The organism is Amycolatopsis sp. NPDC047767, from assembly GCF_040704195.1.
In the GTDB taxonomy this organism is placed as follows: domain Bacteria; phylum Actinomycetota; class Actinomycetes; order Mycobacteriales; family Pseudonocardiaceae; genus Amycolatopsis.
Map to the genome: position 1 here is coordinate 43,004 of NZ_JBEYSJ010000051.1, position 16,847 is coordinate 59,850.

The 16,847-nt window shown below is 70.5% G+C and carries 11 protein-coding genes; all 11 read left to right on the plus strand.

Annotated elements, in window-relative coordinates; translation table 11 throughout:
* The first annotated feature begins 137 nt into the window (after positions 1-137).
* Positions 138-1,469 carry a nucleotide sugar dehydrogenase gene (locus tag AB0878_RS46160; protein ID WP_366589185.1) on the plus strand — a complete coding sequence of 444 codons (1,332 nt, stop codon included), beginning with the start codon at positions 138-140 and terminating at the stop codon, positions 1,467-1,469.
* Positions 1,459-2,646 (plus strand): glycosyltransferase family 4 protein, encoded by a 1,188-nt coding sequence (locus tag AB0878_RS46165; RefSeq protein ID WP_366589187.1) that lies wholly within the window; start codon positions 1,459-1,461, stop codon positions 2,644-2,646. The genes AB0878_RS46160 and AB0878_RS46165 overlap by 11 nt, the downstream gene beginning before the upstream one ends.
* Positions 2,647-2,789: 143 nt before the next feature.
* Positions 2,790-4,139 carry an exopolysaccharide biosynthesis protein gene (locus tag AB0878_RS46170; protein WP_366589189.1) on the plus strand — a complete coding sequence of 450 codons (1,350 nt, stop codon included), beginning with the start codon at positions 2,790-2,792 and terminating at the stop codon, positions 4,137-4,139.
* Complete coding sequence (locus tag AB0878_RS46175) at positions 4,136-5,845, plus strand: Wzz/FepE/Etk N-terminal domain-containing protein (RefSeq protein ID WP_366589192.1); 1,710 nt, start codon at positions 4,136-4,138, stop codon at positions 5,843-5,845. The genes AB0878_RS46170 and AB0878_RS46175 overlap by 4 nt, the downstream gene beginning before the upstream one ends.
* Positions 5,846-5,859: 14 nt before the next feature.
* On the plus strand, positions 5,860-7,773 hold the full coding sequence (gene asnB / locus AB0878_RS46180) for an asparagine synthase (glutamine-hydrolyzing) (protein WP_366589194.1): 1,914 nt from the start codon (positions 5,860-5,862) through the stop codon (positions 7,771-7,773).
* 7 nt (positions 7,774-7,780) lie between these two features.
* Positions 7,781-9,961 (plus strand): bi-domain-containing oxidoreductase, encoded by a 2,181-nt coding sequence (locus AB0878_RS46185; RefSeq protein WP_366589197.1) that lies wholly within the window; start codon positions 7,781-7,783, stop codon positions 9,959-9,961.
* On the plus strand, positions 9,961-11,865 hold the full coding sequence (locus AB0878_RS46190) for an alginate lyase family protein (RefSeq protein ID WP_366589199.1): 1,905 nt from the start codon (positions 9,961-9,963) through the stop codon (positions 11,863-11,865). Before AB0878_RS46185 ends, AB0878_RS46190 begins: the two co-directional genes overlap by 1 nt.
* A 176-nt stretch (positions 11,866-12,041) precedes the next feature.
* A complete protein-coding gene (locus AB0878_RS46195; protein WP_366589220.1) occupies positions 12,042-13,415 on the plus strand; it encodes a right-handed parallel beta-helix repeat-containing protein in 1,374 nt (457 codons plus the stop codon).
* A gap of 1 nt (position 13,416) precedes the next feature.
* The gene (locus tag AB0878_RS46200) at positions 13,417-14,661 is read left to right on the plus strand and encodes an O-antigen ligase family protein (protein WP_366589201.1); all 1,245 of its coding nucleotides are present in this window, start codon (positions 13,417-13,419) and stop codon (positions 14,659-14,661) included.
* A complete protein-coding gene (locus AB0878_RS46205) occupies positions 14,658-15,851 on the plus strand; it encodes a glycosyltransferase (RefSeq protein WP_366589204.1) in 1,194 nt (397 codons plus the stop codon). Before AB0878_RS46200 ends, AB0878_RS46205 begins: the two co-directional genes overlap by 4 nt.
* 188 nt (positions 15,852-16,039) lie before the next feature.
* On the plus strand, positions 16,040-16,681 hold the full coding sequence (locus tag AB0878_RS46210; protein WP_366589206.1) for a phosphatase PAP2 family protein: 642 nt from the start codon (positions 16,040-16,042) through the stop codon (positions 16,679-16,681).
* The last annotated feature ends 166 nt before the right edge of the window (positions 16,682-16,847 follow it).

The following is a 16,847-nucleotide window of genomic DNA, read 5'->3' on the forward strand; positions in this document are numbered from 1 at the left end:
GCCGAGCTGAAACACTGCCGAAACAGCGCAAAATCGATACGCAAATCCGGTTGCCATTTCTCCACTGGCCTGAACGGGTAACGAACTGCGTCCGCGCGCCGACCAAGGGATCAGCGAATGCGGGCGGAGGTTCAAGCGTGAGGATCAGTGTCTTCGGGCTGGGGTACGTGGGGTGTGTGTCCGCGGCCTGTCTGGCGGGGAACGGGCACGAGGTCGTCGGGGTCGACGTGAACCCGGTGAAGGTCGACCTGGTGACGCGCGGCAAGGCGCCGGTGGTCGAGGAACGCATCGGTGAGCTGACGGCCGAGGTGGTGGCGTCGGGGGCGCTGCGCGCGACCACCGACGTGGCCGAGGCGGTGGCGGCGACCGACGTGTCGCTGGTCTGCGTGGGCACGCCTTCGGCGCCCAACGGCAGCCTCTCCACCGAGTACCTCGAACGCGTGGCCGACGAGATCGGCGAAGCGTTGGCGCACAAGGCTGTGACATCCAAAGAGCGCCGGCACACGGTCGTCTTCCGCAGCACGATGCTGCCGGGCACCTGCCTCGACCTGCTCGTGCCGATCCTGGAGAAGTCCAGCGGCCGCACCGCGGGCGTCGACTTCGGTGTGGCGGTGAACCCGGAGTTCCTGCGCGAGGGCACCAGCGTGCGCGACTTCTTCGACCCGCCCAAGACCGTGATCGGCGAGCTCGACGGCGCCAGCGGCGACATCGTGGCCGAGCTGTACACGGGCCTGCCCGGCGACGTCTTCCGCGTGCCGATCCCGGTCGCGGAGATGACCAAGTACGCCGACAACGCCTTCCACGGCTTGAAGATCGGCTTCGCCAACGAGCTCGGCGCCGTGTGCCGCGCCCTCGGGCTCGACTCGCACAAGGTGATGGACGTCTTCCTCGCCGACCGCAAGCTCAACGTGAGCCCCGCGTACCTGCGCCCGGGCTTCGCGTTCGGTGGTTCTTGCCTGCCGAAGGACCTGCGCGGACTGGTCTACGCCGCGCGCCGCGCCGACGTGTCGGTGCCGATCCTCGAGCACGTGCTGCCGTCGAACGAAGATCACCTGCAGCGGGCGTTCGACCTCGTCGCGCGCACCGGCAAGCGCAAGGTGGGCCTGTTCGGCCTGTCGTTCAAACCGGGCACGGACGACCTGCGCGAGAGCCCGCTCGTCGAGCTGGCCGAGCGGCTGCTGGGCAAGGGCTTCGACCTCAAGATCTACGACGCCAACGTGAGCCTGTCGCGCCTGATGGGCGCCAACCGCGAGTACATCGAGAGCCGGCTGCCGCACCTGGGACAGCTGCTTGCGGGCTCGGTCGAAGAGGTGCTGGAGCACGCCGAGGTGTGCCTCGTCGGCACCGCCGACCCGGCCGTGCTGGCCGCTCTTCCCCACGGCGGCGAGCAGACGCTCGTCGACCTCGTCCGCCTCCCCGACGCCGAGGTGCGCCGGGCCGAAGAGGGATACGTCGGCCTTGCCTGGTGACAAGAAAAAAGCCCTGATCCTGGTCGAGAACCTCTCGGTCCCGTTCGACCGCCGCGTGTGGCAGGAGTGCCAGACACTGCGCGACGCCGGCTGGGAGGTGCACGTGATCTGCCCGCAGGGCACGAAACGCGACACCGAACCCGAAGCCGTCATCGACGACGTGCACATCCACCGCTACCCGCTCAAGGCCGCGACCGGCGGCCCCGCGGGCTACGTGCAGGAGTACGGCTCCGCCGTCTGGCACACGTTCCGGCTGGCCCGCAAGGTCGGCCCGGTCGACGTGGTCCACGCCTGCAACCCGCCGGACCTGCTGTTCCTCGTGGCGCGGATGCTCAAGCGCCAGGGCGCGAAGTTCATCTTCGACCAGCACGACCTCGTGCCGGAGCTGTACCTCTCGCGCTTCGACCGCGGCCAGGACCTGCTCTACCGCGGCGTCTGCGCGCTCGAACGCTCCACGTACCGCGCGGCCGACGTCGTGATCGCCACCAACGAGAGCTACCGCCAGGTCGCCCTCATCCGCGGCGGCAAGCGGCCCGAGGACGTGTTCGTGGTCCGCAGCGCGCCCGTGGTCGAACGCTTCCACGAGGTGCCGGCGGAGCCGGAGCTCAAACGCGGCAAACCGCACCTGCTCTGCTACCTCGGCGTGATGGGGCCGCAGGACGGCGTGGACTACGCGTTGCGCGCGCTGGCTTCCCTGCGCGACGAGATCGGCCGCGACGACTGGCACGCCGTGTTCGTGGGTGCCGGCGACGCGTTCGACGACGTGGTGGCGCTGTCGAAGGAACTGGGCCTGGAAAATCAGGTCGAGTTCACCGGCCGGGTCTCCGACGCCGACCTGCTGCGCTACCTGTCCGCGGCCGACGTGTGCCTTTCGCCCGACCCGCTGAATCCGCTCAATGACGTGTCGACCATGAACAAGATCATGGAGTACATGGCGATGAGCAAGCCCATCGTCTCGTTCGAGCTGCGCGAGGCCCGCGTGTCCGCGGGGGAAGCCGCGCTCTACGCGCCGGCCAACGACGTGACCGAGTTCGCGAAGCTCGTCGCCGTGCTGCTCGACGACCCGCAGATGCGCGTCCGGATGGGCGAACTCGGCAAGGCGCGGGTCAGTGGGCCGCTGGCCTGGGAGAACTCGCAGAAAGCGCTGCTCGCGGCGTATGAGCGGGCTGTGCGCTGAGCTCCTGTGCTTGATCGCGGTTTGAACAAGGTTCGTGCGTTCGGTGTAACCAACGCCTCCAGCACGACGACGGGGTCAGTGACCGGTACGCCACTTTCGGAGGGGAGACCCCGGTTTTGAGTGACGACACGGTACGACTTTCGATGGTGGGGCAGGTTCTGCGCAGACGCTGGAGGGCGCTGCTGATCCTGGTGGTCGTGGGGGCGGGCGTCGGTGCGGGGGCTTCAGTCGTGCTTTCGCCCGGGTACGAGACCACGGCGAGCGTGCTGCTGCAGGGCCCGCGCCAGGCCGACGAGCTGCTGACGCAGGCCCAGGTGGCCACCAGCTCGGTGGTCCTGGACCGCGCGGCCGCGGCGCTCGGCATGCGGGACAGCGGTCCGGACCTCCAGAAGAAGGTCACGGCCTCGGTGGCGCAAGGCAACGTCGTGGCGATCACCGCGAGCAGCGACACCCCGGCGCACGCGCAGCAGCTGGCCGATCAGGTGGCGCAGGAGTTCGTGAAGTACTCCACGCAGCTGCTGTCCAACTCGGCCGGCTCGTCGGCGCAGCTCGCGCAGGAGCAGCGGGAGGCGCTGCGCCAGCAGGTGGCGCAGACCAACCAGCGCATCCTCGACCTGTCCCGTTCGGTGTCCGACGGCCAGACGGTGGAGGGCGTGCAGGTCCGCACGGAGCTGCAGGGCCTGCGCACCTCGCTGGAGCAGGCGATGAACAACCTCGACGCGGCCGACGCGGCCACGGGCGCCGGGAACATGGTCGTGATGGGGCCGTCGGAGAAGCCGACCTCCGCCGCTGCGCCCACTTTGCCGCAGCTCGCCGGCGGCGGCGCGATCCTGTTCTTCCTCATCGGCCTGCTCAGCTACCTCTTCGGCGCGCGCAGCGACCGCCGTCCGCGCAGCGAGACGGAGATCGGCTCGGCGCTGGGCGCGCCGGTGCTGGCGAGCGTCGACGTGCCGGAGACCGGTGAGCGCGAGAGCGTCGGCGGGTTCCGGGGTGTGCTGCGCCGGATCACGGGCAGCGACAAGCCGTGGAACCTGCCGGAGGTGCCGGCTTCGGCCGACGCGGCCAGCCGCGAGGTGCGCTACCGCCGGGTGTTCGCCCGGCTGGGCACCGACCGCGACGGCGTGCTGCGGCTGCTCGTGCTCATCGCCGCCGGCGACAGCGCGGCCCGGCGCGCCGCGGCGCAGTTCGCGAAGGTCGCCGAAACCGAGCGCGTGCGGGTGGAGCTGACGATCACGGAGGTCACCGTGGGCTCCGGCGCGCAGCCGACCGTGCCCGACGGCACCGCAGGCGTGCTGGTGGTGCTTTCGGTCGGCAGCCGCAGCGCGTGGGAGCTCGTGACGATCGCCGAGGCGTGCGCCGACGCGGGCCACGAGGTGCTCGGCGCCGTGCTCACGCGTCAGGTCCGCGTCACCGGGAAACCACGCAGAGACCCCGCCTCGGCGGATCCACCCCAGGTCCCGGTGGACCGTGACGTGATGGCAGGTTCGTCGTGACCGGTTCGCAGAATTCCTCGCCGCCGCTGATCGACTTCCAGCGGCTCGTCGTCGCCGTGCGGCGGCACCGCCGGCTGTGGGTCACCTTCGCGTTGCTGGGCCTCGTGCTCGGCGGTGCGGTGGCCGTGCTGCTGCCGGCCCCGCCGACCGCGGTCACCAAGATCATCGTGATCCACCCGGACGACTCGCCGACCGACAGCGGCACGCTGATGCGCACCGACGTCGCCGTCCTGGAGACCGCGAAGATCGCGTCGGCCGCGCTGCAGAAGGTGCACAGCACCGAGACGACCGAAGACTTCCTGAAGGACTACACCGGCCTCGGCCTGACCAACAACGTCATGCAGGTGACGGTGACGGCCAAGACCAAGGACGACGCCGTCGCCAAGGCCAAGGCGCTGGCCGACGCCTTCATCGCCGACCACGTGCAACGCAACCAGGCCGCGGCGACCGCGCAGGCCAAGGCGCTGACCGATCAGCGCACCCAGGCACAGCAGCAGCTGGCGCAGATCGACGCGCAGGCCGCCGCCGAGGCGGACAAGGGCAACCGGGCCAACGCGGGCACGCTGGAGCAGCTGTACACGCAGCGCGCGGACCTCGTGTCGAAGATCGCCGACCTGCAGAACCAGGCGCAACAGGCGGGCATCGGCACTCCGCAGGTGGCCGCAGGCACGCAGATCGTGGACGCGCCGGCGATCCAGAAGGTGTCGTTCCTCAAGACGGCCGCCACCAACGGCGCCATCGGCTTCGCACTGGGGCTCGCCCTCGGGCTGGCCCTGGCGATGGTCACCGCGCTCGTGCGCGACCGGCCGGTGCTGCGGCGCGAGGTCTCCGAGCACCTCGGTGCGTCGGTGATCGCGCAGCTGCCGTCGAAGCTGCGCGGCCCGAAGCGGCTGTGGGCCAAGTCGAAGCCGGTGGTCGAACGCAAGCGCGTGGCCGTGACGCTCGTGCGGGCGGCCCGGGCCGAACGTGGGCCGCTGTCGTTGCTGGAGCTCGGGGCGCCCGGCGTGGCCGCGGGGCTCGCGGTGGACATGGCGGCGGAGCTGGCCGAGGACGGGCCGGTCGTGGTGATCGACGACCTGCCGCGCCACGACGCGAAACGGCTGACCGTGGCCGGCGACGTGAAGGTGGTCGAGGTCGGGGACCCGTCGATCAAGCGCGCGGTCTACCGGCTCGGTGTCGGCACGGTCGCGCCGGGCACGGCGTGGACGGACCTGGAATATCTCGGCACGGAGACGGTGCTGGTCGTGCGCTCGGGCCACGCGAACACACTGTGGCTGCACACGGTGGCCCGGCAGCTCGCCGACTGCGGCATCCCGATCCTGGGCGTGGTGCTCGTCGATCCGGACCCGAAGGACCAGACCGACGGGACGTTGTGGGACGGGCTGCACACCGCGTTGCGCGGGCGTGCGTCCGTCGTCGCGGCCAAGCAGATCGAGCAGCCGCCGCGGAAGTTCGTCGAGCAGGAGCCGGAGAAGCCGATCGACTGGCCGGTGGAGCATGACAGCGAGACGACTGTCGAGGCTTCGGTCGTCAATCCGGTCATGCCGGCCGAGAAGAAGGACCACCTCGAAGCGCCGACGCGTCGGCTGAGCCCCGTGCCGCGCAAGCCCGAAGAGCGCGCGCCGGAACAGCGCAAGTCCGAGCCCGGCAACTCCGAGATGCCGACCAAGAAGTTCGCGCCCGTCCAGTCCGGTCCGGAAAGCTAGAGAGGGTCACGCACATGTGCGGCATCGCAGGTGCCTACCACTGGCCGGACGGCGGCCCGCTCACCGATCGGCTCACGAAGTGCCTCGCGCACCGCGGGCCCGACGGTTCGGGTCGCTACGACCACCGGGCCGGCGCCGGGGAAGTCCACTTCGGACACCGCAGGCTGTCGATCGTGGACCTGTCCGAGACGGGCGCGCAGCCGATGGTGGCCGAGGGGCTCGCGCTGACGTACAACGGCGAGCTCTACAACGCGCCCGAGCTGCGCGCGGAGCTGGAGGGCAAGGGAGTGCGGTTCCGCGGCACGTCCGACACCGAGGTGCTGCTGCGGGCGTGGCGCGAGTGGGGCGTCGACTGCCTGCCGCGGCTGCGTGGGATGTTCGCGTTCGGCGTCTTCGACGAACGCACCGGTGAGCTCACGCTGGTGCGCGACCAGCTGGGCATCAAGCCGCTGTTCTTCGTGCAGCGCAACGGTGGCGTCGCGTTCTCCTCGGAGCTCAAGGCGCTGGCCACCGAGCTCGGCGGCACGCTGGAAGTCGACAAAGCGGCACTCATCGCGTCGCTGCTGTACTACTGGGTGCCCGACAGCCGGTGCGCGTACCGCGAGGTCGAGAAGCTTCAGCCCGGCACGTGGGTGCGCTTCCGTCCCGACGGCACGAGCGAGCGCGGCGCGTACTGGTCGCTGCGTCAGGTCGCCGAGGAAGGCGAGGCCTATCGCGGCGACGTCGACCTGCACCAGGTGATCGCCGACTCCACGAGCAAGCACCTGCTCTCCGACGTCCCGGTCGCCACCTTCCTCTCCGGCGGCCTGGACTCCAGTTACCTCACTGCGCTCGCCGCGCGCCGGCAGCCCGGGATCTCGGCTTACACCATCGGTTTCCGCGCCGAGGACGCCAAGTTCGAGGCGATGCCGGACGACCTGAAGTACGCCCGGATCGTCGCCAAGCAGTTCGGCGTGGACCTGCACGAGATCGAGATCGCGCCGCAGGTGCTCGACCTGTTGCCGCGCATGACCTACCACCTGGACGAGCCCATCGGCGACCCCGCGGCCATCAACTCGTTCCTCATCTGCTCGGCCGCGCGCGAGGCCGGCGTGAAGGTGATGCTGTCCGGCATGGGCGCCGACGAGATGTTCGCCGGCTACCGCAAGCACTACGCGAACCAGCTCGCCCTGCGCTACCAACGCGTTCCGGGCCTGGTGCGCAAGCCCATCGAGACCGTCGTGGACCGCCTGCCGGTCGCGTCCGCCAGCCGCGGCTACCGCACGGTGCGCTTCGCCAAGCGGTTCCTGTCGTTCGCGGAGCTGCCGGAGGAGACGGCGTTCCGTCGCAGCTACACGATGTACGACCGCGGCGAGCTGCTCGACCTCGTGAACCCGGACCTGGCCGCCGACGTCGACGACGTGCTCACCGAGCACGCCGACACCTACCACGACCAGCACCTGCGTGACTACGTCAACCGCATGTGCCTGGCCGACACGCGGATGTTCCTGCCCGGCCTGAACCTCACCTACACCGACCGCTCGACGATGGCCGCCTCCACCGAGGTGCGCACACCGTTCGTCGACGTCGAGGTGGTCAAGGCGGCGTTCCGGGTGCCCGGCAACAAGAAGATCGTCGGCCGCCAGGGCAAGGCGGCGCTCAAGGAAGCCGCGCTGGCGATCCTGCCGAAGGAGATCGTCTACCGCCCGAAGGGGCTCTTCAGCGCCCCGCTGCGGGCCTGGATGAGCCGCGACCTGGCCCCGCTGGTGCGGGAGGTCGTGAACGAGGGCGTGCTCGTCGAATCCGGGTTCCTGCAACGCGAAGCGCTGCAGAAGCTCGTGGCCGAGGACGCCGCCGGGCAGCAGGACCGCGCGAAGCACCTCTGGCACGTGCTGACCCTCGAGTACTGGTACCGCGCCGCTTCTTCCACCGCGATTTCGAGCAGCTAGGAGTGCTGTGAAGCAGGTAGTGCAGAACTACAAGAGCGGGGAGCTGGCCCTCCTCGACGTCCCCGTGCCGGCGTGCAAGCCGGGCGGCGTGCTCGTGCGCACGGTGTACTCGCTGATCTCGACCGGCACCGAGATGATGAAGGTGTCCGAGGCGAGCATGTCGATGATCGGCAAGGCGCGGTCGCGGCCGGACCAGGTCGCCAAGGTGATGCAGAGCGTCGCCACCAACGGCCTCGCCGCCACCTACCGCAAGGTCACCAGCAAGCTCGACTCCTACACGCCGCTGGGCTACTCGCTGGCCGGTGTGGTCGTGGAGGTCGGCGCGGGGATCGACGACGTCGCGGTGGGCGACGTCGTGGCGTGCGCGGGCAACGAGCACGCGCTGCACTCCGAGCTCAACTGGGTGCCCAAGAACCTCTACGCGCGGGTGCCGGCCGGGCTCGAACCCCGGCACGCGGCGTTCGGCACGGTCGGCTCGATCGCGATGCAGGGCGTGCGCCGCGGTGAGCCGCAGCTCGGCGACCTGGCTCTGGTGATCGGCCTCGGCCTGATCGGGCAGCTCGTGGTGCAGCTGCTGGTCGCCTCCGGGGTGCGCGTGGTCGGCGTCGACCCGGACCCGTCGCGGTGCGAGCTGGCCGAGCAGCTCGGCGCGCTGGCCTGCGCGCACCCGGCGTCGGACACGATCGAGAGCGCGGTCGCGGAGCTGTCCGGCGGCCACGGCGTGGACCAGGTCTACCTGGCCGCGGGCGGCGCCTCCAACGACCCGGTGGAGCTGGCCGCGCGGCTCGCGCGCGACCGCGGCCGCGTGGTCGACATCGGCAAGATCTCGCTCAACCTGCCGTGGAACGCCTACTACGAGAAGGAGCTCGACGTCCGCTTTTCGCGTTCGTACGGGCCGGGCCGCTACGACTCCGAATACGAGCTCGAGGGTCGCGACTACCCGATCGGCTACGTGCGCTGGACCGAGCGCCGCAACATCGAGTGCTTCCTCGACCTGGCCGCGCGCGACAAGCTCGACGTCGAGCCGCTGATCACGCACACCGCGGACTTCTCGACGGCCGTGGAGACGTACAAGTCGCTGCAGGACGGTGAGCTCAAGGCCGTCGCGGTGCTCTTCCAGTACCCGGCCGGCCCGGAGGGCGAAGCCGAACCGGTGGTGTCGTCGGTCGCGCCGCCCGCCGCGGTGACCACGCGGGCGACTCCACGCGGACGCCTGCGCGTCGGGTTCGTGGGCGCGGGTAACTACGCGTCGTCGATGCTGCTGCCGCACCTGGTGGAGCAGGACCGTGTGGCACTGTCCGAAGTGGTCACCACGTCGGCGCTCTCGGGCGCGAATGCCAAGCGCAAGTTCGGCTTCGCGAAGGCCACCACCGACCTCGACGCGCTGCTCGCCGACGAGTCCGTGGACACCCTGTTCGTGGTGACGCGCCACAGCTCGCACGCCGAGCTCACGCGGCGCGCGCTGCTCGCGGGCAAGGCCGTGTTCGTGGAGAAGCCGCTGGCGCTGTCGGAGAAGGAGCTGCGCGGGATCGTCGAGGCCATCGAGGAGTCGGGCAACAACCGGCTGCAGGTGGGCTTCAACCGCCGGTTCGCGCCGCTGCTCAACGAGGCCAAGATCCAGTTCGGTCCCCGGTTGGGCCCGGCGTCGGTGCGTTACCTCGTGAATGCGGGCCGCCTGGAGTCCAACAGCTGGTACAACCAGGCCGACTCCGAGGGCTCCCGGTTCGTCGGCGAGGGCGGCCACTTCATCGACACAGTGAGCTGGTTCCTCGGCAGCGACCCGATCTCCGTCTACGCCACCGCGACACCGGGCAACGACGACCTGCAGGTGCTGCTGCGCTACGCCGACGGCTCCACCGCCGCCATCAGCTACGTGACCAGCGGCTCCACGTCGTTCCAGAAGGAGACGCTGGAGGTGCTGGCCGACGGCAAGGTGCTGAAGTTCGACGACTTCGCCCGCGCGTCGGTGTACGGCAAGAAGCGCTGGGCCAGCTCACGCATCCCGAAGGGCCGCGACAAGGGCCAGAAGGCCCAGATCGACGCGTTCGTCACGGCGCTGACCACCGGCGTCGCGATGCCGATCGGCGTCGAGTCGCTGGTGAACACCACGCTGGCCACGCTCGCCGTGAACCGCAGCCTCGAAACCGGCGCGCCGGTGCGGCTGGAGCCGAAAGAGGTGCTCGGCTGATGGATCCCGCCTGGTACCTGCGAAGACTTTCGGCCATGAGCCCGGCCGAGGTCGCCGGGCGCGCCACGGACGCGCTGCGCAAGCAGCAGTGGCGCGGGGTCGCGAAGCAGAAGGCCACGTGGCTGCCGCACCGCGCGTTCGCCGGGCCGGCGAGCGTCGACGGGGTGTCGGCCGAGGCGCGCGCGGAGCTGCTGGCCACGGCCGAGCGGCTGATGGACGGCCACGCCGAGTACTTCGGCGTGGAGCGCGCTGACCTCGTGACACCGGACTGGTCGTTCGACCCGAAGACCGGACGTCACGCGCCGGCCGACGCGTACTCCTTCGACATCGCCTACCGCAGCGAAGACACGGTCGGCGACATCAAGCAGATCTGGGAGCCCTCGCGCCACCAGCACCTGACCGTGCTGGCCGCCGCGTACGCGCTCACCGGCGAAGACCGCTACGCCCACCGCGTGGCCGATCACCTGAAGTCCTGGTGGGCGGCCAATCCGCCGATGCGCGGCGTGCACTGGGTGAGCGGCATCGAACTGGGCATCCGGCTGCTGTCGTGGGTCTGGGTGCGCCGCCTGCTCGACGGCTGGTCCGGCGCGTCCGGTCTGTTCGAGGACAACCCCGAGGCGCTGCACCAGATCTGGCACCACCAGCGCTGGCTGGCGGCGTTCCCGAGCCGCGGTTCGTCGGCCAACAACCACGTGATCGCCGAGGACGCCGGACAGCTGGCGGCCGCCTGCGCATTCGACTGGTTCCCCGAGTCGCCCGCCTGGCGCGACGCGGCCGTGAAGTCCCTGGACACGCAGCTGCAGGCCAACACGTTCGCGTCCGGGCTCAACCGCGAGCTGGCCACGGAGTACCACGGCCTGGTGCTGGAGCTGGGCCTCGCGGCCGCGCTGGAAGCCGGGCCGCTGGTGCCGACGTCGACCTGGCTCGTGCTCCGGCGGATGTGCGATGCACTGGCGTCCATTGTGGACTCCAGCCTGCGGCCGCCTCGCCAGGGCGACGCCGACGACGGCTACGGCCTGATCGTCGACGGCACCGGCACCAGCCGCTGGGCCTCGCTGCTCGCCACCGGCGACGCGTTGTTCGGCCGGCAGGAGTGGTGGCCGAAGGTGCCGGGCAGCTTGAACAACACGGTGCTTGCGGTCGTTTTCTCTTCGCTCGGCACGGTTCCCGAGCTCGCCGACCCGCGACCCCCTCGGCGGATCGACGACCTCTTCGACGCCGGCATGACGATCCTCCGCACCCCGGCCGGCGAACCCGAGGAGATCTGGGTCCGCTGCGATGGCGGTCCCCACGGTTTCCTCGCCATCGCCGCCCACGCCCACGCGGACGCGCTGGCGCTCGAGGTCCGCCACGACGGCGTCGACATCCTCGCCGACCCGGGCACCTACTGCTACCACGGCGAACCCGAGTGGCGCTCCTACTTCCGCTCGACGCTCGGCCACAACACGCTGCAGCTCGGCGACACCGACCAGTCGACCTCGGGCGGGCCGTTCCTGTGGACCCGGCACGCGCGGACCCGCACGCTCGCCGTCGGCCCGGTGCGCTGGCGCGCCGAGCACGACGGGTACGCGCCGGCCGTGCACCGCCGGTGCGTGGAGCTGGAAGACCGGACGCTGACGATCCTCGACGAGGTCGACGGCGACCTGACGCTGCCGGCCAAGCTGGCCTTCCACCTCGGCCCGCTCGTCGAGGTCACGCTCGACGGCAGCACGGCGCGGCTGAGCTGGCCCGGCCACACGGCGACGCTGGCGCTGCCGCCGGCGTTGACCTGGACCGCGCACCGCGGCGAGACGAGCCCGCCGCTCGGCTGGTACTCCGCCGGGTTCGGCCGGCGCGAACCGTCGACCACGTTGATCGGCGTTGGCACGGCCGCGAAACCCTTGACCACCACGTTGAGTTTTTAAAGATCGAGAGGATCCACCCGGTGCGATCGACCAGCAGGCTTTTGCTGTTCCTGGGTCTGCTGTGCCCGCTCGTGCTCGCCGGGTGCTCGAGCGCGCCCGACGACGATGCCGCTTCGAGCCAGGCCGCGGCGACGTCGGCGGCGCCGACCGGGCCGGTGGCGGCGGTGTGCGACAAGATGCCGCCCGGTCCCGCCACCGCCCCCGCGGGCGCGGTGAGCGTGGACCCGGCGGTGCCGGACGACCTCGCCGCCAAGACGCGCACCGCCCCGGCCGGCACCACGTTCTGGCTCGCGCCGGGCAGCCACCACCTCGGTGACGACCGGTTCGACCAGGTCCAGCCGAAGGACGGCGACGTCTTCATCGGCGGCCCGGGCGCGGTGCTCGACGGGCGCAAGGTCAACCAGTACGCGTTCACCGGTCACGCCAAGAACGTGAAGATCACCAACCTCACCGTGCAGAACTTCGTCGCGCCGCGCGACGAGGGTGTGGTGAACCACGACTCCGGCGACGGCTGGACGATCCAGCACACCACGCTGCAGGACAACGACGGCGCGGCCCTGATGGCGGGCAACAAGCAGCAGGTGCTCGACAACTGCCTGCGCCGCAACGGCCAGTACGGCATGAACGCCTTCTCCGCCGGCGACGACATCACCGGGCTGGTGGTGCGCGGCAACGAGATCACCGGCAACAACACCGGTGACTGGGAGAAGAAGGTCGACGGCTGCGGCTGCACCGGCGGCATCAAGTTCTGGGCCGTCAACGGTGCCGACGTGATCGGCAACTGGGTGCACGACAACCGCGGCACCGGCCTGTGGGCCGACACGAACAACAACGACTTCCTGATCGAGGGCAACCTCATCGAGAACAACGACAGCTCGGCGATCACCTACGAGACCAGCTACAACGCCGTGATCCGCAACAACACCATCCGGCGCAACAACCTCGTCGACGGCCGTGACTACGCCGACCGCGGCGACTCGTTCCCGACCGCGACCATCTACATCTCCGAGTCCGGCGGCGAGCCGCGTGTGAAGGCGCGTTCGTCGAAGCTCGAGATCTACGGCAACGTGTTCGAGAACAACTGGAACGGCATCACCCTGTGGGAGAACGCCGACCGCTTCTGCAACAGCCCGGCCAACACCTCCAGCGGCGTCTGCACGAAGCTCGTCCCCGACACCGCGAAGTGCGCGGCGCCGGCGATCGCGCAGAAGCCGCTGTACGACGACTGCCGCTGGAAGACCCAGCGCGTGGACATCCACAACAACCGGTTCTCGCTGGTGCCCTCGGCGATCGGCTGCGAGGAGACGTGCGGGCGCATGGGCCTGCTGTCGAACTTCGGCACCTACCCGGACTGGTCGCCGTACAAGGGTGACGTGGTGCAGAACGCGATCACCTTCAAACAGGGCAACAGCTGGCACGACAACGCGTACGTGGGGCCGTGGACGTTCATCGCCACCGACATGAGCCACGTCCTCGGCATCGGCGAGTGGGAGGGCGCGCCGTACAACCAGGACGCGCGCACGACGTACGAGCGTGGCGGGGGAGGCTGATATGGCCCTACTGACCAGCATCCGGCAACCGACGGCGGCGGAGACGGGTGAGCCGACGCCGAAGCTCGTCGGCGCCGCGTGGGCGTTGCTGATCCTCAACACCCTCGGCTCGACCGGCGCGGAGACCGTGATCCCGCTGCCGCGCGCGGTGAGCCAGCTCGTGACCATGGGCGCGCTGATGACCGCGTTCGTGATCGCGCTGGCGCTGAACCCGCGGCTGAAGATCCGGCCGAGCGCGTACCTGCTGCTGCTCACGTTGCTGCTGGTCACGAGCACCGTCGCGAGCCTGCACCTGGAAGCCGGGTTCGGGTCGCTGTTCCGGTGCTTCCGGTTCGGGGTGTTCCTCGCGACGCTGTGGCTGCTCACGCGCTGGTGGAACGGCGGGTTCACGTTCGTGCGCCACCACATCAAGATGTTCAGCGCCGTGCTGGTGTCCGTGGCGATCGGGCTCGTCATCGCACCGGGCAAGGCCATGCCGGAGAGCTACGGCGGCCGGCTCGCGGGTGCGGTGTGGCCGCTGACGCCGCCGCAGGTCGGGCAGTACGCGGCCGTGATCGCGGGCCTGGCGGCGCTGCTGTGGCTGGGCAAGCGCACGACGATGACAAGCGCGTTGATCGTGATCGTGCCCTCGCTCGGGCTGCTCCTGCTCTCGCACACGCGCACGGCGACGCTCGGTCTCGTGGCCGGTCTCGTGGTCGCGCTGCTGTCGCTGACCATGACGAACGCCCGCGCGCGCAAGGTGTTCACCACGTTCGTGCTGGTGGCGGGCTTCGCCGTGGTGGTGCTCGGCGGGCTGCTGCAGGCGTGGTTCCTGCGCGGGCAGAGCGAGGAGAACTTCTCCAGCCTCACCGGCCGCGCGAAGGTGTGGGACGCGCTGCTGGCGGCGCCGCGCACGGTCAACGAGTACATCTTCGGCGTCGGGCTCACCGACAAGTCCTACGACGGCCTGCCGATCGACAACAGCTGGCTCGCGGTCTACCACGAGCAGGGGTTCACGGGCATCGCGATCGTCGCGGCGTTCCTGCTGGTGCTGGTCGCCGTGGCCGTGCTGCGGCCCCCGTCGCTGGCGCGCGCGTGTGCGATCTTCCTGATCACGTACTGCATTTCCGCCTCCTACACCGAGGCTGGGCTCGGTGACGCGTCGCCGTACCTGCTGCACCTGGCGCTGGCCGCGTCGCTGCTGGCCCAGGGCACCGTGCGGACCGCTTCCGACGAAGAGTTCATTCCGAAGGGGCAGCCCGCATGAAGGTGCTCGTGGTCCACAACCGCTACCGCTCGGAGCAGCCGAGCGGGGAGAACAACGTGGTCGACGCCGAGACGGCTTTGCTGGCCGCCGGCGGCGTTCGCGTGTCGTTGTTCGAGCGGCTGAGCGACGACATCGCGGCCATGTCCATGCCGCGCAAGGCTTTGGTGCCGGTGCAGGTGCCGTGGAACCGGTCGGCGCGAGCCGAGTTGACGGCTCGGTTGCAGGTCGAGCGGCCGGACGTGGTGCACGTCCACAACACGTTCCCGCTGCTGTCACCTTCGGTGCTGGCGGCCTGCGCGGACGCGCGCGTGCCGGTCGTGGCGACGCTGCACAACTACGGCATGGTCTGCCCGCCCGGCACGCTGTATCGCGACGGCCGCATCTGCACGGACTGCGTGGGCGGCGCGCCCGTTCCCGCCGTTCGGCACGGATGTTACCGGGGTTCGGCCGCGGCGACGGTGCCGATGGCCGCGAACCTCCTGCTCAACCGCTCGCGCTGGCGCAGCGACGTGACGCGCTTCTTCTGCATCTCCGACGCTCAGCGGCGCTTGCTGGTCGACGCGGGCATGCCGCCTTCGCGGATGACCGTGAAGCACAACTTCGTGACCGATCCGGGTGTGCGGCGGGCGGGCGAGGGTGCCCACGTGCTGTTCCTCGGCCGGCTGACGGAGGAGAAGGGCGTGCCGCTGCTGATGGCGGCGTGGGACCGGCTCGGCGGTTCGCTCGGCTTGCCGCTGGTGATCGCGGGGACCGGGCCGCTTTCGGACGAGGTCTCGGCTTGGGCCGCTTCGCGCACGGACGTCTCGTACGTGGGCCTGCAGGACAAGGCTTCGTGCCAGGCGTTGACGGCTTCCGCGGCAGCGGTGGTGGCCCCTTCGGCGTGGCTGGAGGCGTTCGGGCTCGTCGTGGTCGAGGCGATGGCCGCCGGAGTGCCCACCGTCGCCCCTGCCCACGGCGCGTTCCCGGAACTGATCTCCGACGGCGTCACGGGCCTGCTTCACGAACCGGGCTCGGCGGTCTCGTTGGCCGAGTCACTGCGCGACGTCGTCGCGGACCCCGAACGCAACCGCAAGATGGGCGACGCCGCCCGCCGGCGCTACGACGAGAACTTCACCCCGGCGGTGGGCTTCCGGCGGCTGGTCGAGGGCTACGAAGCGGCGATCGCCGCCCACCGTTTGACACCAAGGTGACGACGAGAGCCGTACGTTCTCCTCAGAGGTCCCGCACGGTCGGGCACCGCGGCTGAAAGGGCGCTCGCCTCCATGCAGACCTCCCGCAGCACCACCCCCACGCTCTGCCCGCCGGCAGACTTCGCGCCGGTGGCCTGGGCGCCGACGAACCGCACGCCGGCCGGCTCCGCGCTGATCGGCGCCACTCGATGAGATCCGCCGTCCGGGCGGCGCCGCCCGCGTTGCCGGTTTCCGTGCGCACGCCGGTGCTGGTCGTGGCCGGCCTCGGTCTGGTCGTGCTGGTGGTGCTCGCCGTGCTGTTCGCGGGGGAGTCCCAGCCCACGGCGTTCGACACGCCGCTCCTGCCCGGCCCGGACCTGCTGCCCGACCCGTGGTGGTACATCGCCACCGCCGTGGACTTCGTGGGCGAGCCGGTGGGCTCGGCGATCGTCATCGTGCTCCTCACCGGCGGCACGCTGCTCGCCCGCCGCCCCCGCACGGCCGTGCTCACGCTGGTCGGCTGCGGGCTCACGGTCGCCGTGACGTCGCTGCTCAAGCCCATCACCGGCCGCACCATCCACGGCCACTTCCTGTCCTACCCGAGCGGCCATACGGCCTTCGCGACGGCCCTGGCCCTCATCGCCGCCTTCCTCCTGGCCGACCGCCTCCGCCGCCCGGCCGCGCTCGCCGTCACCGCCGCCCTCGCCCTCGCCGCGGCCGCCCTCATGGCCTGGGCCGAAGTCGGCCTCGGCGCCCACTACCCGACCGACACCATCGGCGGCTTCGCGGCGGCGCTCACCATCATCCCGGCCACGGCGCTCGCCATCGACCGGATCGCCGCTCGGTTGTAGGGGTTTAGTCCTTCGCGGGGGCGGCTTGTGTTGGGCATGCACCCCGGCCGGCGGTGGGGTAGGTGCCAACGCGCCCCAATGAGGTTTTCTCAGTAGCGGCCGTGGTGTTCGTGGTGGGTGAGGACGAGTGCTGCTTGGACGATGGTGCCGATGCGTTTGGGGCAGA

What these genes read in the sequence shown, in the direction of transcription:
- AB0878_RS46170 (WP_366589189.1), top strand. Translation starts at nt 2,790, where the DNA reads ATGGTGGGGCAGGTTCTGCGCAGACGCTGGAGGGCGCTGCTGATCCTG.
- asnB (WP_366589194.1), top strand. Translation starts at nt 5,860, where the DNA reads ATGTGCGGCATCGCAGGTGCCTACCACTGGCCGGACGGCGGCCCGCTC.
- AB0878_RS46190 (WP_366589199.1), top strand. Translation starts at nt 9,961, where the DNA reads ATGGATCCCGCCTGGTACCTGCGAAGACTTTCGGCCATGAGCCCGGCC.
- AB0878_RS46195 (WP_366589220.1), top strand. Translation starts at nt 12,042, where the DNA reads ATGCCGCCCGGTCCCGCCACCGCCCCCGCGGGCGCGGTGAGCGTGGAC.
- AB0878_RS46200 (WP_366589201.1), top strand. Translation starts at nt 13,417, where the DNA reads ATGGCCCTACTGACCAGCATCCGGCAACCGACGGCGGCGGAGACGGGT.
- AB0878_RS46205 (WP_366589204.1), top strand. Translation starts at nt 14,658, where the DNA reads ATGAAGGTGCTCGTGGTCCACAACCGCTACCGCTCGGAGCAGCCGAGC.
- AB0878_RS46210 (WP_366589206.1), top strand. Translation starts at nt 16,040, where the DNA reads ATGAGATCCGCCGTCCGGGCGGCGCCGCCCGCGTTGCCGGTTTCCGTG.